The organism is Psychrobacillus sp. FSL K6-2365 (assembly GCF_038003165.1).
Lineage (GTDB): Bacteria > Bacillota > Bacilli > Bacillales_A > Planococcaceae > Psychrobacillus > Psychrobacillus psychrodurans.
Genome location: NZ_JBBOOO010000001.1, coordinates 1,529,248 through 1,547,839, shown reverse-complemented (window position 1 = coordinate 1,547,839; position 18,592 = coordinate 1,529,248). Strand labels below are relative to the sequence as shown.

Below are 18,592 nucleotides of genomic sequence, written 5' to 3'. Positions count from 1 at the left end.
TTATTATACCCTTACTTAGTCAAGATACGCTTCCTTAGCATTTATACTTATCTTTCAAAAAGAGAATGCCCTATAAAAGGCATTCTCTGTATATTTAAACAAATATTTATTATTCAGGAGCAATAAAGCCCCTACATTTCGCTGATGCTTTATCAGACTTAAAACTAATCCACCATTCGTTTTTTATATACAACCACAGTTAATATATATACGACCACAGTCCAAATTAGAATTATAGCCAGATTTGAAATTACATCACCGAATCCTGCTCCACTTTCCACTTTTGTTGCAAGGTCAATTAGTTGAATGTTTGGCAAATATTCAACTATCTGCAATACTGGATACTTCTCTATCCAAACAGTTACAAATGATCCCATTGTAAAAACAGCAATAACAGGAAGAACTATTACAGAAGATTCCATAACTGATTTTGCAATAAGGCCCAATAAAGTTCCTAAACCTATGAAGAAAACAGATGAAATAACAATAGCTGTTGCAATGATTGCAATATTAGCTGGACGATATTCCGATAAATATGCACAGAAGAATGCAATAACAATAGTTAATACAAATGATAACAGGCTTTTTCCACCAAGAATTTCTAATGTACTGGCTGGAGATAGCATAAGTCCACGTAGTGTGTTCTTTTCTTTTTCTTCAGCTATCAAGCAACATTGGACGTATGTACCAACCATGGCAAACGTCATATTGATATTCATAAAATGAGCTTGTATTGTATCTAATCCCATACGGCCATATACAGCAGCTAAAATTAGTGGTAAGAATACCACGATTGAAACTGCTAAGTTTCTTGAGAAATCCTTAAAGTCTTTTTGAAAAATTGCATTTACTCTCTTCCATGAAAACGTCATACCAATTCTCCTCCAGTCACTTTTACAAATATATCTCCTAAAGTTGGTTCATTTGAATGTACCGTTTGAACTCGATTCTCTTTCATAAGCTGGAACATTTCTTCTGCTCCCTCTGAATCCTTTCGTAGTACAACTTTCTCATTGTTCGATAATTCTACAGTTACTGTCCCATCTGCAAATTGTTTTTTAAGCTCTCCTGGCTTATCAAGAAGTTGAATTTTTCCCTTGTGAAGGAAAGCTACTCGGTTACATAAAACATCAGCTTCTTGCATGTCATGAGTAGTTAGGAATATCGTTGTTCCTCTATTATTTAATGCACGTAAGCCATTATAGATATGTAGTGTATTTACTGGATCCAATGCAGAAGTTGGTTCATCTAAAAATAGCAGTTCAGGTTCATGTAATATTGCTCTAGCTAAATTGACTCGCTGCGTCATTCCTTTAGATAAAGTGGAAATCTTCTTTTTCCCAGCTTCCTTTAAATTGACAAAATCCAATGCCTCATCAACTTTAGAATTGGGTAAGTCGTAAAGTTTGCAGTAAAGCTGAAGATTTTCAATTATTGACAGCCTTCCATATAATCCACTATTATCTGTTAGAACACCAAATCGTTTTCGAGCTGTTGGATTTTTCAGGACAGAAACGCTCTCTCCAAAAACGAAAGCTTCTCCTTCTGTTGCATTCAATTGTCCCGTTAAGATTTTAATAGTTGTCGTCTTGCCAGATCCACTAGGTCCAAGAAATCCAAATATCTCTCCCTTTTTAACTTCAAATTGAACATCTTCAATTGCTTTAAAGTTTGAATAATATTTTGCTAGACCTTTCACTTCGATTGCGTTTTCCATTTAAAAACCTCCTAATTTTTTGGTTGAGCATTTTTGTATGAACAACCTAAGATTAAGAGATATTCTCATTAAAAACCTTATATTTCAGGTGAATGGAGTTAAATTTGGGGTGAACGGAGCTTATTTTAGGCCCAACATTCCTTTTAAATCAGTCATTTTCGTCTTTGAAAGTGGTATAGATGATTTTTCCGTATCATCCAGAACTAAACTGTAACTATTTCTAGTCCATGTAATTACTTCGCGCACTTTTTGTAAATTCACAATATAAGATCTGTGACAGCGAAAAAATCCAAAGGGTAATAATCTTTCTTCTAAATCATTTAACGTAAATGCACACTGAAAACTTTCTCCCTTATTATGCAAAAAAGTTTGTCCCTCAATGCTCTCTATATAATCGATTTCTGGTGGATCAAATAATACAATTTTTTCATTTACCTTAGTTGGTATTTTTTCAAAACGAATAGGTTGAACAATCTTGTCTTTATGTTCATTTCCTGTTTTCTTATTTGAATCATTTTGCGTTTCCACTTCTAATTGAATTGGATGAAGTCCTTTTTCATCCAAGCGGTATATTTGATCAGAATAAGCTAAAGCACTTTCTACTTGCCCCGTCAAAATAAGAATTGTTTTCTGTGACGAACTCAACATTTTAAGTATATTGATAAAGATTTTTTTCGATTCAATATCTAGATTTTGATCGGGTTCTTCCATTATGTATATGGCAGGATTTTGGATAAGTATATGTGCAAGTTGAACACGTTTCTTTTCAGAATATGAAAGTTCTTTTATTCTCTTATTTTTTTTGCTTTCCAACTGCACAGTCTGTAAAACTTCTTCAATTGATTGATCGGATTGATGAATACGATGGAAAAATTGTAGAGATTCCTTCACTGTAAGTCTTTCATATTCCCCTTCACGTAAGAAATAAAATCCTAGTTTTTGCTCGGGATCAAATTCTATCTTGCCTTTCGATAAGTTCGTTTTCCCTAGCAATATGAATAACAGTTGCTCGCGAACATTGACGTTTGAACAAAGTGAAACGATTTCACTTTCATTAATAGATAAGTTAAACTCCGGAAAAAGTATTGCATCATTCATCTGCTTTTCAGCTAGTACAAATTTCATTGACATGTAAAAAACCCCAATTCTTTCTATCTTTACTCTATTATATAAAAACACGAGCCAAAATGGGCTCGTGTTTTACTTTAAATTTATATTTTACTTAAGAAGAAATGAAATTTTAATGTGCTATTGCTTCTGGATTATTCTTACCCTTAGTAAACAATTGAATTGCTAATAGGATTGCAAAGATAATTAATCCGGCAATATCTGAAAAACTTTCTGGGTAAATCAAAAGCAACCCAGTTCCAACTGCAAATATTCTTTCAATCCATGTTACCTTGCGATACCAATATCCAATCATTCCTGCACCAATTGCAATCATTCCGGTAATTGCGGTAAATACAACCCAAATAACTTCAAGGAATGTCGTATCTATCATGAGTAATGCAGGCGAGAATATCACCATATATGGAATGATAAATGCTGCTATTGCTAATTTAGCAGCCACAACTCCAGTTTTAATTGGATCTCCACCAGAAACCCCTGCTGCTGCAAATGCTGCAAGTGCAACAGGTGGTGTAATATCTGCAATAATACCAAAGTAAAATACGAACAAATGCGCAGATAAAGCGACAACTAATGGTACTGTAGCACCTGCAGGCATATCAAGCATCAAAAGTGTGATGATAGCCGGTGCAGCAATTGTTGACGTAATTACATAATTGGCTGTTGTTGGAGAACCCATACCTAAAACAATAGATGCTAACATCGTAAAGAATAGAGTTAAGAGAATATTTCCACCTGATGCAGAAATAAGACCATTTGCCAGGCTTAGTCCTAATCCAGTTTTTACAACTACTCCAACAATAATACCAGCAGCAGCGGTTGCCGCTGCAACTGCTAATGCAGTTCTTGCACCATCAACTAGAGCATCAATTATATCTTTAAAATTCATTCTAGTTTCCTTATCAATTGCACTGAATACTACGGCAGCAACAATCCCCCATAACGCTGCTTGCATCGTTGGTACCCCTATAAACATTAGAACAATAATCGTTATAATTGGTATTAATAAATATAACTTTTTCAAAACTTCTTTGCGATCTGGCATTTCTTCTTTTGACATACCTTTTAGTCCAACGCGTTTTGCCTCAAAATGTGTCATAATCCATATACCAGCAAAGTATAAAACTGCTGGTATCGCTGCTGCTTTTGCAATTTCCCAATAAGTAATACCACCGATAAACTCTACCATTAGGAATGCCGCTGCACCCATAATTGGGGGCATTAATTGCCCGCCTGTAGACGCTGCTGCTTCTACTCCACCTGCAAATTCCTTTCGATAACCTAGCTTTTTCATCATTGGTATCGTATAAGAACCAGAAGTTACTACGTTAGCAACTGAGCTTCCTGAAATAGTACCCTGTAACGCACTGGAGAAAATGGCAACCTTTGCAGGTCCCCCAGTTAAACGACCTGCAAGTGTTACCGCTAAGTCATTGAAGTACTGCCCAACTCCGGTTTTCACTAGGAATGATCCAAATAGCAGGAAGACAAATATAAATGTAGCAGATACACTAATCGGAGTACCTAAAATCCCATCTGTTGTAAAGAACATTAGATGCACTAAACTGCTTAAATCTTGCCCTCTGTGCGCTAAGAAACCTGGAAAATACGGTCCGAAGAATGCATACACTAAGAAAACAGTAGCGATTATTGTAATAGGTAACCCGACAGTACGGCGAGCTGCTTCTAAAGTTAATAATATTGCTAAAGCACCTACTATAAAATCTAAATCTGACATTGTTCCTACTCGAAAAACTAATTCTTGATATTGTATCGGCCAGTAGAGACCTACTCCAATAGATAATATGGATAAAAGATAATCATATATTGGAATTTTTCTTTTTCGAATTGATTTTTTCATTGCGGGGAACATTAAGAAAATAAGGGATAATGCAAACCCTAAATGTATTGACCGTTGAATATAAGCTGTAAATTGACCTTCAATAGCTGTATAAAGTTGAAATAAAGAAAATGCTAATAATCCAAAGAAAATTACCTTCTTCATAATACCATCTACAGATCTTGTATTAGATTCAGGATCGTATTTCTGTAAAATGGCTTGCTGTTCTTCTTCCGATAACTGTTGAAAAGATTCTGTTTCAGACGATTCGCTGTTCGGTTTTGATTGTTTTTCAGTCATTCATCTTAGCTCCTTTCCATTGTTCATATAGAGATACTTTTTTTACTTTAAATTCATAAGCTTTACTACGTTCTAACAATTTTTTTAAGTCATAATCCTTTTGTTTATATTTAAATATTAAATCCATATCAATATCGGCAACAAAAAGCGTAAAGGAATCGATAACTTTATCGTCGTAGGAAAGTTTATAGATTCCATCTTTCTCTTCAAAAGTTTGCCCTTCTTCTGCGTGTCCAGGCATTCCAATTGCTAAATCCTCATACATCATTGATACTAATTGAATTTTAGAATCCTCTGTTATTTTATAAAGTTCTATTACATCACTTTTATGTATAGAATGTGTGAATATAATTTGGAAGTCTCGTGCATCCTCAATCCGTAAATAATATAATTTAGGATCGTCACTTCTAGTTTCAGTAAAAACAAATACTTGTTGATATGGAAAGAAAAATGAAATGCCAACTACGCATAAAAGGACTATTATTCCAAACACCTTAAGAAACCGCATTTCTTTGCTCCACCATTCTTTCAATAAAAAAGGGACATGTAAGCAACAGCAACATGCCCCCGAGCATTTAATTTTATTTATTTACTTCATCAAAATACTTTTGAGCACCAGGATGAATTTTAATCCCAATACCTTCTAGCCCAGTTTCAGGTTTAATAAATTGACCTTTTGGATGAGTAATACTACCAGCATTATCATAAATTGCTTTTGTCATTTCATAAACTAAGTCCTCTGGTAGCTCGTTAGTTACAGCTAGCATTGCTAATACAGATACTGTAGGTACTTCTTCAGTTAATCCATAAGTACCCGATGGCACTACATCTTTAGCGTAATATGGATATTTTTCGATTAGCTCATCAGCTTTTGCATCTTCTACAGGAACGATTACTACATTAGCAACTGCGTTCAACGCTTCTACAGCCCCAGTTGGAGTTCCCGCAGTAATAAATGCCGCATCAATTTGACCAGCTTGTAAACTATCTTGTGATTCACCAAAATCTAAGTTTTGTGGTTCAATATCGTCCATCGTTAATCCATGAATTTCAAGTAGTTGTTCTGCATTTGCATATGTTCCTGATCCAGGAGCACCTACAGAAATTTTCTTACCTTTTAAATCATCGAATGACTTAATCCCAGTTTTGTCCGTAGTTACTAATTGAACTGTTTCTGGATAAAGTGCACCAAGTGCGGAGATTGTATCTACTTTATTGTCCTTAAACATTAACTCTCCTTCTGTTGCATAGAAAGCGATGTCTGTTTGAGTGAATGCAATTTCTGCAGTCCCCTCTTTTAGTGCTGTCATATTTGCTGCTGATGCTTGTGAAACCTCAGCTGTAGTTTTAATCCCAGTTTCACTGCTGATTAATTCCGCAAATGTTCCCCCAAGTGGATAATACGTTCCTTGTACCCCACCTGTTAATAAGCTTAAAAAATCGTAGTCTTCTTTTGTTTTACCAGAATCTCCATCTGACGATGAATCCCCTTCGTTTGAGCCACATGCTGCAAGTATTAATAAAACAAAAATACTTAGTATGCTTAATAGCTTAAATTGCTTTTTCTTCATACAATTTCCCCCTCATATATATATTCCCAAAGTACATAATAATTTTAACACAAAAGTTTATCAAATTGCCAATCAATTATGCATTTTCAGTGTTTTTATACAAGTATATTACAAGTTTCCTTTTCAGTACCGAACTATCATTAACCCAGTTTTGAAAGACTCAGAACAAGTAATTAAAGGCATCCATTTAACCTTTTAGATTAAATGAATGCCTTTTAAAATAATTGTATTATGAACAACTATCGTATGTTGTATTTTTTACTTTTGATCCTGTTTCGCCTCTTAATAGGTCACCATCAGTTGCTTCAATAATTTGATTTGTTACGTTATTAGAAATTGAATTTGCAACTAGTTGTAGCAGACTATTTACGTCACCTTGTGATTGTTTGAATTGTTGTACAATCGGTAGACTATCAATTTCTTCCTCGATTGCTGAAATTTTACCCTCAATAAGTGTAAGAGCTTTTTCTTTCCCTAAATGCTGAAAGTTGACAGCTTGTTTTTGTAAGCTTTTAAGACTCGCTATTTTTTCGCGTACCTTTGTATTTTCATTGATTTGCTCTTCGGCACGTTTGAAGAATTCTACTTCTTCTGTATTTGCAATCATAGTAGCAATTTCTTTTGCTTTTTCAATAATTTCGTCTCTAGTATATTTTGTTGTAGACATTATACTCCCACCTTTTGCTCGATTGTTTCATTTACTAGTTCCCCAGTAAGTGACCATGTTTTTGCTTCTGTTATTTTCACTTTAACTAGTTGACCGATAATCTCTTTAGGACCGACGAAATTAACTAGTTTACTTTTGCTTGTGTATCCTGCAAGTACATCAGGGTTGTTTTTACTCTCACCTTCGACTAAAACTTCCACAATTTGTCCAGCATGTCTTTTCATTGCTTCAGCTGACATATCATTTACTAACTTATTTAAACGCTGAAGTCTTTCTTTTTTCACTTCCATCGGTACGTTATCTATCATTTTTGCAGCTGGAGTACCTTCCCGTGGAGAGTAAATATACGTATAAGCAATTTCGAAACCGACTTCTTTATATAGTGATATTGTTTCTTCAAATTGTTCATCGGTTTCATTTGGGAACCCAACAATTATGTCGGTTGTTAATGAAACATTTGGGATAGCAGCTTTTATTTTACGAACAAGTTCTAAATAATGCTCTCTTGTATATTTACGAGCCATTATTTTAAGGATATCCGATGATCCAGATTGAACTGGAAGATGAATATGATCGACTAAGTTTCCGCCTTTTGCAAGCACTTCGATTAAGTGATCATCAAAGTCCCTAGGATGACTAGTCATGAAACGTATGCGAGCTACGTCAATCTTCCGAAGGTCATCCATTAGATCACCAAAGCGATAATCTAGATCTTCAAAGTCTTTTCCATATGCATTTACATTTTGACCAAGCAATGTTACTTCCTTGTACCCTTGCGCCGCTAGATGTCTAATTTCTTGGATAATATCTTCCGGGCGACGACTGCGTTCTTTTCCACGTGTATATGGAACGATACAATATGTACAGAATTTATCACAGCCATACATTATATTAACCCATGCCTTAATCGAACCCTTACGTACTCTCGGCAAGTTTTCTATAACGTCTCCTTCTTTAGACCAAACTTCCACTACCATTTCTTTAGAAAGGTAAGCCTCGTTTAATATATTAGGAAGACGGTGAATATTATGTGTACCAAAAATCATATCTACTTGATTGTAAGTTTTTAATATTTTGTTGACAACTGATTCTTCCTGCGACATACAACCACAGACGCCGATTAATACATCTGGATTTTTTTGTTTTAAATGCTTAAAATGACCAAGCTCACCAAATACTTTGTTTTCAGCATTTTCACGAATGGCACAAGTATTTAGTAAAACAACATTTGCATCGTCTACAGTATCCGTAGGTTCATATCCTAGTTGCATGAAAATGCCTGCCATTACCTCTGTATCATGCTCGTTCATTTGACAGCCATAAGTACGTATATAAAATTTTCTATTTTGACCCATGCCTTTAAATTGCTCTGCAATAGCAAAGTCGTTGTGGTATTCTACCTCTTCTTTGCCACGTTTCTTCGCATCTTTTAATGATGGTGGAGTATAGACTGCTTGAAAATATTTACTATAATCCTTCTCGGACTTTTTATCCAAAGAGCTAGCTTCCTTCACTTGAGTACTTTGTAAACGTGATTCCTCGTTCATAAGAACTCTCCTTTCCTTCATTCGTGAAAAGTACGAATATCCCTCCTATTATACTGAATAGTTCTCTAATGCCACAAGGCTTTCAACTTAAAATTTCTTATTTAGACAAATTAAGCTCAGATAATTGAATTATTGAGGCGTTTAGGAGCAGTTATGGGCTATTTCTTCATGTTTAAGGTCTATCCAAGCATACTTAAGAGCTATAATCTGTCTATTAAGGGCTAGCATGGTTTTTATGGGCTATCTTCTGCTTGTTATGGGCTATTTTTTAATATTTACGGGCTTTCGCTTGTATAAAAATAGCCCATGAACATTAACGGTTCATGAGCTCAGTTATATCACATAAAGTCTTGAATTAAAGCGTTGAATTCCTGTTCACTCATCTTCAAATTTTGATCGACAAGTGGGGTTGGTGCATAACCAGGAACTTGTTCTTGGTAGGATGGGGCGTTTTCATCTTGATAAATAATACCTGTAACAAGACCTTCTGTTTCCATTACTACTTTCATAGCTTCTTCTCTGTTAGTAGAGTCATATCCTTCTACAGCGGAAAGCTTTGTTAAATGTTCTTTAAACCAGTCATAAGTATTTACCTTATTGTAAGTTACGCATGGGCTAAAAACATTGATGAACGAAAATCCTTTATGATTAATTCCAGCTTCGATAATTGCAGTTAGCTCTTTAATATCAGAAGAAAATCCTTGCGCTACAAAAGTTGCTCCAGAAGTTAGGGCCAGTTCTAACGGTTGAACAGATGGTTCAATTGCTCCACCAGGAGTTGACTTCGTTTTAAAGCCCTCTGCTGAACGTGGGGATGTTTGCCCTTTTGTTAAACCGTAGATTTGGTTGTCCATTACAACATAAGTTATATCGACATTACGACGGATGGAATGAATGGTATGACCCATCCCTATTGCAAATCCATCACCATCACCACCAGAAGCAATAACATGTAAATCTTTGTTTGCCATTTTTAATCCCTGTGCAATTGGAAGTGCACGACCGTGAATACCATGGAAACCATATGAATGAATATATCCAGAAATACGCCCAGAACAGCCGATACCAGAAATTACAGCTAAATCATGTGGTTGAATGCCAACATTTGCTGCAGCACGTTGAATTGCTGCCTGCACCGAGAAGTCACCACAACCTGGACACCAGTTAGGTTTTACATTATTACGAAAATCTTTAAATGTTACCATCTGTTAGCAACTCCTTTACTTGTTTTGCAAGCTGTAATGGTAAAAATGGTGTGCCATCATATTTTGTTACACTTACCAATTTATCATGACCGCCAACATTCATTTTAATGATATTTGCTAATTGACCAGTTGCATTATTCTCTACTACAACTACTTTTTTCGCTTTTGCAACTAGTGAGTGCATTTCTTCCACTGGGAATGGATGAATTAAACGAATATGTGCATGATTTACTTTAATATCACTTTCAATAAATGTTTGTTGTAATTCTTCTAGCACTCCTCTAGTAGAGTTAAAGCCAACAAATAGTATATCCGCTTCTTCGTAAGGTGCGTTTACGTATACCGGCTCTTTGAAGTTAATATGCTGAAGCTTCCCTAAACGTTTATCCATTTGAGCTTTACGATTTGTTGCTGCCTCAGATGGTTTACCTGTTTCATCATGCTCAACCCCAGTTACATGGTGAATTGCATGCTCTGTACCCGGTAGAACACGTGGTGATATTCCATCTTCCGTTACTTCAAAACGCTTGAAGTACGATTTATCTTCAGCTACAGGAATTTCATCATTTTCTACTAATTTACCACGACGGATTTCAACCTTAGAATAATCAAATGGCTCTACTGTTTGTTTACCGAGTGATAGTTGTAAGTCTGATAAAATAATTACTGGAAGCTGCAATTCCTCCGCAATATTGAAAGCTTGAATAGTATCATAGAATGCTTCTTCTCCAGTACTTGGTGCAATAACCACCTTTGGAATTTCCCCATGAGTTCCATAAATCATTTGCATTAAATCGGATTGTTCTTGTTTAGTCGGTAAACCAGTTGAAGGTCCCCCACGCTGTGTATCCACAATTACAAGTGGTTGCTCCGTCATACCGGAAAGACCGATTGCCTCCATCATCAGTGAAAGCCCTGGACCTGCAGATGCAGTAAAAGCACGAACACCACCATAGTTTGAACCAATTGCCATTGTAGCAGCAGCAATTTCATCCTCTGTTTGTATAACAGCTCCACCAAATAATGGTAGTTTTTTAATCATATATTCCATAATTTCCGATGCAGGAGTAATCGGATATGCAGCCATAAAGCGAACACCTGCTGCTAATGCACCAAAAGCAATCGCATCATTTCCTATCATAAACATCCGATGTTTTCCGTCAGCAGGCGCAATTTCCCACTTACCAAGACGATCTCCCAGTTGCTCAGCCATTGTTTCAAAGCCCTGTTGAATAGCTTGCATGTTTTTTTCTACTACTTCTTGTCCCTTTTTACCAAAAATTTCATCTACTACCCCTTGGAATACTGCTTTATCCAAGTTAAGTAGTGCAGCACTTGCGCCAATTGCTACCATGTTTTTCATAAGAGATGTTCCAAGTTCTGCTGCTACCTCTGTGAAAGGAACAATATACATTGGTGCCTTACAATCTTCAGGTGCTACTGGTGAGAATTTCGCATCTGCCAAAACTACACTTTTTTCCGTTAACTCTTTGTAGTTGACATCAATTGTTTCTTGATCGAATGCTACTAAAATATCTAAATCATCTGGAATTGTACGAACTTGCGTTGGACGTACACAGATTTTATTGTTTGTATGGCCACCTTTAATTCGAGAAGAGAAATGACGGTATCCGTACAGATAGTATCCTAGGCGGTTCATCGCCATTGAGAATATTTCTCCTGTACTTTCAATACCCTCTCCTTGCTGCCCTCCTACTTTCCAAGAAAGCTGTTGCAACATATAAACATCTCCTTACTATTCGATTAAATACTAATTTCCTTCATAAGTTTATCACGAACTAGCAGTTATCACTATGTATTCCCCGTATTTTTATAGAAATTCAGACCTTTGACGGAAACGTAGTGTCACAAATTATTCGAAAAAAATCTATAAATTCATTTAGTTAGTACTAATTATTAAAAAGAGAGGTCGCCTACTATAAAAGTAGCGACCCCCCGTCTATTTTGCTTTTTTTTCAACAAGTAACTTTAAAGCTGTTCGATCTTCACCTGATATGACAATATCGGTGAAGGCAGGAGAACAAGTTAGGTCTGTTCCACTTGGGGCTACAAATCCTCGGGCAATTGCTATCGCTTTGATAGCCTGATTTAATGCTCCTGCTCCTACTGCTTGCATCTCTGCATACCCTTGTTCTCTAATTACTGCAACTAATGCCCCAGCAACTGAATTTGGGTTTGATCTGGAAGATACTTTTAAAGAATCCACTATCATTTCTCCTTTTGTCGCTATATTATGAACTTGCTTCTGGTTCATAATCTAACTTATGCGCAGGAGTAATCTTTTAGACTTTTAGCCTTTAAATGGGTAATCCTCGTTTATATAAATTCGTTCCTGGTGTATTGCTTTCCCAGTGGTATTGTCCACTTCTACAAAGAAACCGCTAAGCACAGAACGTCCGGTCTTTGGTACTTCAAAACGAGCTGGCATATTCGTTTGAAAACGGTAAAGAACATCTTCTTTTTTCATACCTAGTACCCCATCGTATGGGCCTGTCATACCAACATCTGTGATATAAGCAGTACCTCCAGGTAATATACGGGAGTCTGCAGTTTGAACATGCGTATGTGTTCCAACTACAACAGAAGCTTTTCCATCTAAATGCCAACCAAATGCGATTTTTTCACTTGTAGCTTCTGCATGAAAATCTACAAAGACAATTGGTGATAGTTTTTTCGCATCTTCAACCATTTCAGTAGCCATCTTAAATGGATCATCATGGGGTGGTAAAAATGTGCGGCCATGCATATTGATCACTGAAATGGTATGCCCCCCTTTAGAGATGGAAGTCATCCCTTTACCAGGTGCATCCTCTGAAAAGTTCGCAGGACGAATTAAATAATCCGTGTCATCGATAAAATCCATTATTTCTTTTTGATCCCAAGTGTGGTTACCCATCGTTACTACATCTACGCCCATATGGAGCAATGATTGAAAAATACTTTTAGTAATCCCACGACCTGCAGCTGCATTCTCCCCATTAGCAATAACTACATCTACATTATATTTTCTTTTTAATCTTGGTAAATAATCTTCTAATGTATCTCGTCCCATCGAACCAACGATATCACCTATAAATAATATTCTCATTACTATTTCATTCCTTTCACGAAAAAAAGGCTTCATTTCGAAGCCTTTTTGTTAATACTAACTTAGCAAACAGTAGAACACCATTATTGAATGTTATTTTGCATATTCTACAGCTCTAGTTTCTCTAATAACAGTCACTTTAATATGACCAGGATAATCTAATTCTTCTTCAATTCGTTTACGGATATCTCTCGCCAAACGATGAGCAGTTAAGTCATCAATCTGATCCGGACGAACCATTATACGAATCTCTCGACCAGCTTGAATAGCAAATGATTTTTCTACACCCTCATAGGATTCAGAAATTTCTTCTAATTTCTCCAAACGACGAATGTAGTTTTCTAATGTTTCGCTTCTTGCACCAGGTCGTGCTGCTGATAATGCATCGGCAGCCGCCACTAATACGGCAATAACAGAAGTAGCTTCTGTATCTCCATGATGGGAAGCAATACTATTAATGACTACTGGATGCTCTTTATATTTTGTTGCAAGCTCAACACCAATTTCTACATGGCTGCCTTCCACTTCATGGTCAATTGCTTTCCCAATATCATGAAGTAACCCTGCACGTCTTGCAAGTGTTACGTCTTCACCAAGTTCTGCAGCTAATAACCCAGCTAAATAGGCAACTTCTGTTGAGTGTTTTAATACATTTTGACCATAGCTTGTACGATAACGAAGTCTACCTAGAATTTTCATAAGGTCGGGATGTAAATTATGAATTCCAATATCGAATGTAGTTTGTTCACCAATTTCGCGAATTTGCTCATCTACTTCTCTTCTAGACTTTTCTACCATTTCTTCGATTCGTGCAGGATGAATTCGTCCATCCTGTACCAGTTTTTCAAGTGCTAAACGGGCAGTTTCTCTTCGAATTGGATCAAAGCCTGAAAGAATCACAGCTTCTGGAGTATCATCGATAATTAAATCAATACCAGTTAACGTCTCAAGTGTACGAATGTTTCGACCTTCACGGCCAATAATACGACCTTTCATCTCATCATTTGGCAAGTTAACTACAGAAACAGTTGTTTCTGCAACATGGTCTGCTGCAAAACGTTGTAACGCAAGGGAAAGAATCTCACGAGATTTTTTATCGGATTCTTCTTTAGCTCTAGTTTCCGATTCCTTTGTCATCACAGCAATATCCGTAGCAAGTTCATTTTCTACTTCTTGAAGAATTATGGATTTCGCCTCTTCACGAGTTAAAGTAGAAATTCTTTCTAGTTCAGTTTGTTGCTTTTTAACTAGTTCATCCACTTTGCTTTCTTTCTGTTCGATATGCTGTTGTCTTTCAGTTAGAGCATCATCTTTACGCTCAAGACCTACTTCTCTCTTGTTTAGAGCATCATCTTTACGATCAAGGTTCTCTTCTCTTTGTAATAACCGATTTTCCTGTTTTTGCAGTTCGCCTCGGCGTTCACGGATGTCAGATTCTGCTTCATTTCGTAATTTGTGAGTTTCATCTTTGGCTTCTAAAAGTGCTTCTTTCTTCAACGCTTCCGCTTCTCGCTTTGCTTCATCTATGATACTTGCTGAAGATTGTTTTGCACCAGTCACTTTTGAATCGTTCACGTTTTTCAGATAAATATAACCAACAACGGCACCGACAATCAGACCAAGCAAAGCGGAGATGATAATTTCTGTCATTCGAACACCCCCTAATGCTATACTTTTTAGTTTCAGTCGGCACGTATATACAAAAACATATACGTAATGCCTATAATCATTTAATAATAAAGAAATTATACAATTTTAATTGTATAGATGTAGAAATACTCTGTCAAGGAAGGGAAGTATAATATATGAAAAGTAGGACAAAATAAACATCTGGATATATGTAGTTTCATTCAAGCGAATAAAAATACAGTTTTTTATTGAAAATTATGGCTAGGTTTGAAAAAGTCTACTTTAAAAAGCATAGGCTTTCTTTACGGTCAAAAACCGTTTCTATCTTTTTTGAGGGCTTTGGTCAAACATCCTACTATATTATACAGATGGACTTTTTGGAGAGTCTGGTCGTGACTAACGTCACGACTAGTCTCTCTATTTTTCGGTAACCTTATTGCATTTTATAAACTTTTGAAAATAGGTTAGTGCGTTTTTGTTTAACTAGAGAAAAGATGATTCGTATTCAAAGTGAAAGGTGGCGACTCTGCCACGATCAGTGAGACTGATGAACCAACATGTTGAGCCGCAAGCGACGGTGATGGTGCATCGCTCACCCATGCAGAACGAGTCCAACTGAAGCGCAAAACAGCTGCATTATACATTCTTAAAAGACCTGTGAACCCAGTATTCACATTACATGTTTATAAACTTTCAAAAAAAGTCTCTCATATGAATGAGAGACTTTCTGGACTTTATTCTTCATCTAATAGTAATTCGAACTCTCCGTCTTCTTCCTCTTCGACTTCATGTCCACCAATCGTTAGTGAACTTGCCGCCATTCCAAGTGATTCACGGATTTTACCAGTTATTTCAGATTTAATAGAAGGATTTTCTTTTAGGTACTGTTTTGCATTTTCTCTACCTTGACCTATGCGCTCTTCATTGTACGCATACCAAGAACCACTTTTTTGAATAATATCAAACTCTGATCCTATGTCAACTACTTCTCCTTCTTGTGAAATCCCTTCACCATACATAATGTCTACTTCTGCAGTTTTAAATGGTGGAGCTACTTTGTTCTTAACTACTTTAATCTTGGTTTTGTTCCCCATAATATCGGTACCTTGTTTGATCGCTTCTGCACGTCTTACTTCTAAACGAACAGAGCTATAGAATTTAAGCGCACGACCACCTGGTGTAACTTCTGGATTTCCGAACATTACTCCAACTTTTTCACGAATTTGGTTAATGAAAATTGCAATCGTATTCGATTTATTAATTACACCTGATAGCTTACGCAATGCTTGTGACATTAAACGTGCTTGAAGTCCGATATGAGAATCTCCCATCTCTCCTTCAATTTCCGCTTTTGGTACTAATGCTGCTACCGAGTCAATTACTAAAATCTCAATTGCTCCACTTCGTACAAGAGCTTCTGCTATTTCAAGTGCTTGCTCCCCTGTGTCTGGTTGCGATAACAGTAATTCATCAATGTTTACACCAAGTTTTTGTGCATAGACTGGATCTAAGGCATGCTCAGCATCGATAAACGCAGCTTGACCACCAGTTTTTTGTATTTCTGCGATGGCATGAAGAGCAACAGTTGTTTTACCTGAACTCTCAGGACCATATATTTCAATAATACGTCCTCTTGGATACCCGCCTATTCCTAGTGCAGCATCCAGTGCTAATGAACCACTAGAAGATGTAGAAATTTCTAGATTTGTTTTTTCTCCTAGTTTCATAACAGAACCTTTACCAAATTGTTTCTCTATTTGTTTTAACGCCATATCTAAAGCTGCTTTACGATCATTGTTAGCCAATTATATTTCCTCCTCAAAAGAAATGATGATGTTTTTTATTTCTATTCTTACTATACTCGGTCTTTGAGAAATTTACAAGAAAAAAGCGAACGTTCATTCGTTTATTTTTTATAACTATTTAATTTTGAGTGTGAAAAACGACTCAAAATTAAATTTTGGGCCGTTTTTATAAATCAAAATTAAATTCCTGATAATTTTAGTTCCCGCAACAAACGTATCAAATAATAGATTGTAAACTTCACTGTTCTAATTCTATTCGTGTTTCGTAAACCTGATAGATTAAGCTTATATGTTACTGGCTTAGTATCGCCTAATGCGATTCCAATCCAAATTGTACCTGCCGGTTGACCCCCATGACCATCAGGACCCGCTGCCCCGGTAATGCCCACACCGATATCCGTCTGAAACTTTTCTTTAACTCGAAGAGCCATTTGCTCAGCACACTGACTAGAAACAACGCTGTATTTCTCAATAATATCAGCATCAACACCTAATTGGTTAATCTTCACATCTTCTGTGTAGGTAATCATTCCACCCACCAATGCTTCTCCCATTCCTGGTACTGCAGCAAGCTCCGATTGGAAAAGTCCCGCCGTCATACTCTCTGCTGCTGAAATAGTTAGACTATTTTCAATAAGGATTTCTCTCAATTTCGATGGTAGAGAGTCATTATTATAACCATAAACAAATTTACCTACACGGTTGAGGATTTCAGCTTGTAACATTTCTATCTTTTTCCAAGCTTCTTCTTCAGAATTACTTTTTGAGGTTAAACGAAGGGTAACCTCACCATCAGATGCAAGTGGAGCAAGTGTTGGATTCGTTTGGTTCTCTAAGAGATCCTGCACTTCTGTTTCCAATTCTGCTTCTCCAATTCCATAGAAACGGATAACATGGGACAAAATAACATTTTCATCCAAAAGGAGTTGAGGTAATAATGGCTTCGCTTCGAATTGGAACATTGGCTCCATCTCTTTCGGCGGTCCAGGAAGTAGCATATATGAATGACTATCCGTAGAAAGTAACATCCCTGGTGCCATACCATGTTTGTTTTCCAGCACGGTGCATCCTTCTAAAACAAGTGCTTGTTTTTTATTGTTTTCCGTCATTTTACGATCCATACGCTTAAAGAAATCTTCAATATACATGATTGCATGATTATCTAGCACTAAGTTCATACCTAGATGCTTTGCAATAGTTTCTTTCGTCAAATCATCTTTTGTCGGACCTAATCCCCCTGTGAAAATAATAAGGTCTGCTCGTTTCTCTGCAATTTTAATCGATTCTAACAGCCGATTCGCATTATCTCCAACAACCGTGTGATAGTATACGTCCAGACCAATCTCTGCTAATTGAGTGGAAATAAAACGGGCATTTGTATTAGAAATCTGCCCTAGTAATAACTCTGATCCTACTGCAATAATTTCTGCCTTCATGAAGAACTTCCTTCCTACTTAGAATCTAGTAACACTTTGCGGTTCAAATAAAAATAATCCCATCCAGACCAGACCGTAAAGAATAGACATACATACAGCATGATCATATCAAATGGTATATGGAACATTTCAAAGAATATATTACCCAATAAAAGGGAGGAAATCGCAACAATTTGTGTCCACATTTTTATTTTACCTAATTGATTGGCAGCTACTACCTCGCCTTCATTCGCTAATATCAATCGAAGACCAGTAACTGCAAACTCACGGCTGATAATTAATATTACTACCCATGATGGTGCCATTCCAAACTCAACTAAAATGATTAAAGCAGCTGAAACTAATAACTTGTCTGCTAAAGGGTCAAGAAATTTCCCCATATTCGTAACTAAGTTATATTTTCTAGCGTAGTACCCATCGATAAAGTCTGTAATCGAAGCAATTATAAAAATAATAGCACCAACTAGATGTCCAACTGGAATAGTTGCTCCCAATAAAGTAATATCTCCCCAATTGAAGTCTACAAGCATAAAAAACATAAAAACAGGTATTAAAAATATACGAAACAAAGAAATTTGGTTTGGTATATTCATTTTCATGAAAAAAACTCCTTTCAATTTCAAATAAAATAGCCATCA

16 protein-coding genes are annotated in these 18,592 nt (G+C 36.4%); all 16 read right to left on the bottom strand.

What is annotated here, in order from left to right:
* Positions 1-164: 164 nt before the first annotated feature.
* The gene (locus MKY29_RS07345; RefSeq protein ID WP_093494511.1) at positions 165-872 is read right to left on the bottom strand and encodes an ABC transporter permease; all 708 of its coding nucleotides are present in this window, start codon (positions 870-872) and stop codon (positions 165-167) included.
* Positions 869-1,717, bottom strand: coding sequence for an ABC transporter ATP-binding protein (locus MKY29_RS07340; protein ID WP_090562359.1), 849 nt, complete (start codon positions 1,715-1,717; stop codon positions 869-871). The genes MKY29_RS07345 and MKY29_RS07340 overlap by 4 nt, the downstream gene beginning before the upstream one ends.
* 120 nt (positions 1,718-1,837) lie before the next feature.
* Positions 1,838-2,842: a LytTR family transcriptional regulator DNA-binding domain-containing protein gene (locus MKY29_RS07335; protein WP_340879410.1), complete on the bottom strand. Its 1,005-nt coding sequence runs from the start codon at positions 2,840-2,842 to the stop codon at positions 1,838-1,840.
* A gap of 115 nt (positions 2,843-2,957) precedes the next feature.
* Positions 2,958-4,985: a TRAP transporter permease gene (locus MKY29_RS07330; protein WP_340879409.1), complete on the bottom strand. Its 2,028-nt coding sequence runs from the start codon at positions 4,983-4,985 to the stop codon at positions 2,958-2,960.
* Positions 4,978-5,478 carry a DUF1850 domain-containing protein gene (locus MKY29_RS07325; protein ID WP_340879408.1) on the bottom strand — a complete coding sequence of 167 codons (501 nt, stop codon included), beginning with the start codon at positions 5,476-5,478 and terminating at the stop codon, positions 4,978-4,980. The genes MKY29_RS07330 and MKY29_RS07325 overlap by 8 nt, the downstream gene beginning before the upstream one ends.
* An 88-nt stretch (positions 5,479-5,566) precedes the next feature.
* The gene (locus MKY29_RS07320; protein ID WP_241595822.1) at positions 5,567-6,556 is read right to left on the bottom strand and encodes a TAXI family TRAP transporter solute-binding subunit; all 990 of its coding nucleotides are present in this window, start codon (positions 6,554-6,556) and stop codon (positions 5,567-5,569) included.
* 229 nt (positions 6,557-6,785) lie between these two features.
* The gene (locus MKY29_RS07315; protein ID WP_090562374.1) at positions 6,786-7,223 is read right to left on the bottom strand and encodes a RicAFT regulatory complex protein RicA family protein; all 438 of its coding nucleotides are present in this window, start codon (positions 7,221-7,223) and stop codon (positions 6,786-6,788) included.
* Complete coding sequence (gene miaB, locus MKY29_RS07310) at positions 7,223-8,770, bottom strand: tRNA (N6-isopentenyl adenosine(37)-C2)-methylthiotransferase MiaB (RefSeq protein ID WP_340879406.1); 1,548 nt, start codon at positions 8,768-8,770, stop codon at positions 7,223-7,225. Before miaB ends, MKY29_RS07315 begins: the two co-directional genes overlap by 1 nt.
* Positions 8,771-9,108: 338 nt before the next feature.
* Positions 9,109-9,975, bottom strand: coding sequence for a 2-oxoacid:ferredoxin oxidoreductase subunit beta (locus MKY29_RS07305; RefSeq protein ID WP_090562380.1), 867 nt, complete (start codon positions 9,973-9,975; stop codon positions 9,109-9,111).
* Positions 9,962-11,716, bottom strand: a complete 1,755-nt coding sequence (locus MKY29_RS07300; protein ID WP_340879405.1) for a 2-oxoacid:acceptor oxidoreductase subunit alpha — start codon at positions 11,714-11,716, stop codon at positions 9,962-9,964. Before MKY29_RS07300 ends, MKY29_RS07305 begins: the two co-directional genes overlap by 14 nt.
* A gap of 219 nt (positions 11,717-11,935) precedes the next feature.
* On the bottom strand, positions 11,936-12,202 hold the full coding sequence (locus tag MKY29_RS07295; RefSeq protein WP_090562386.1) for a stage V sporulation protein S: 267 nt from the start codon (positions 12,200-12,202) through the stop codon (positions 11,936-11,938).
* Between the two features lie 84 nt (positions 12,203-12,286).
* Positions 12,287-13,084: a TIGR00282 family metallophosphoesterase gene (locus MKY29_RS07290; RefSeq protein ID WP_090563553.1), complete on the bottom strand. Its 798-nt coding sequence runs from the start codon at positions 13,082-13,084 to the stop codon at positions 12,287-12,289.
* A 93-nt stretch (positions 13,085-13,177) separates the two neighbouring features.
* Positions 13,178-14,734 carry a ribonuclease Y gene (rny, locus tag MKY29_RS07285; RefSeq protein WP_093494503.1) on the bottom strand — a complete coding sequence of 519 codons (1,557 nt, stop codon included), beginning with the start codon at positions 14,732-14,734 and terminating at the stop codon, positions 13,178-13,180.
* Between the two features lie 713 nt (positions 14,735-15,447).
* Positions 15,448-16,518 carry a recombinase RecA gene (recA, locus tag MKY29_RS07280; protein WP_269915663.1) on the bottom strand — a complete coding sequence of 357 codons (1,071 nt, stop codon included), beginning with the start codon at positions 16,516-16,518 and terminating at the stop codon, positions 15,448-15,450.
* A 179-nt stretch (positions 16,519-16,697) separates the two neighbouring features.
* Positions 16,698-17,954, bottom strand: a complete 1,257-nt coding sequence (locus MKY29_RS07275) for a competence/damage-inducible protein A (protein ID WP_093494502.1) — start codon at positions 17,952-17,954, stop codon at positions 16,698-16,700.
* A gap of 14 nt (positions 17,955-17,968) precedes the next feature.
* A complete protein-coding gene (gene pgsA / locus MKY29_RS07270; RefSeq protein WP_090563557.1) occupies positions 17,969-18,547 on the bottom strand; it encodes a CDP-diacylglycerol--glycerol-3-phosphate 3-phosphatidyltransferase in 579 nt (192 codons plus the stop codon).
* Between the last annotated feature and the right edge of the window lie 45 nt (positions 18,548-18,592).

Bases quoted from the DNA above. Each gene is read 5' to 3' on its own strand.
- MKY29_RS07345 (WP_093494511.1), bottom strand. From the start codon at position 872: ATGACGTTTTCATGGAAGAGAGTAAATGCAATTTTTCAAAAAGACTTT.
- MKY29_RS07340 (WP_090562359.1), bottom strand. From the start codon at position 1,717: ATGGAAAACGCAATCGAAGTGAAAGGTCTAGCAAAATATTATTCAAAC.
- MKY29_RS07335 (WP_340879410.1), bottom strand. From the start codon at position 2,842: ATGAAATTTGTACTAGCTGAAAAGCAGATGAATGATGCAATACTTTTT.
- MKY29_RS07330 (WP_340879409.1), bottom strand. From the start codon at position 4,985: ATGACTGAAAAACAATCAAAACCGAACAGCGAATCGTCTGAAACAGAA.
- MKY29_RS07320 (WP_241595822.1), bottom strand. From the start codon at position 6,556: ATGAAGAAAAAGCAATTTAAGCTATTAAGCATACTAAGTATTTTTGTT.
- MKY29_RS07315 (WP_090562374.1), bottom strand. From the start codon at position 7,223: ATGTCTACAACAAAATATACTAGAGACGAAATTATTGAAAAAGCAAAA.
- miaB (WP_340879406.1), bottom strand. From the start codon at position 8,770: ATGAACGAGGAATCACGTTTACAAAGTACTCAAGTGAAGGAAGCTAGC.
- MKY29_RS07305 (WP_090562380.1), bottom strand. From the start codon at position 9,975: ATGGTAACATTTAAAGATTTTCGTAATAATGTAAAACCTAACTGGTGT.
- MKY29_RS07300 (WP_340879405.1), bottom strand. From the start codon at position 11,716: ATGTTGCAACAGCTTTCTTGGAAAGTAGGAGGGCAGCAAGGAGAGGGT.
- MKY29_RS07290 (WP_090563553.1), bottom strand. From the start codon at position 13,084: ATGAGAATATTATTTATAGGTGATATCGTTGGTTCGATGGGACGAGAT.
- rny (WP_093494503.1), bottom strand. From the start codon at position 14,734: ATGACAGAAATTATCATCTCCGCTTTGCTTGGTCTGATTGTCGGTGCC.
- MKY29_RS07275 (WP_093494502.1), bottom strand. From the start codon at position 17,954: ATGAAGGCAGAAATTATTGCAGTAGGATCAGAGTTATTACTAGGGCAG.
- pgsA (WP_090563557.1), bottom strand. From the start codon at position 18,547: ATGAATATACCAAACCAAATTTCTTTGTTTCGTATATTTTTAATACCT.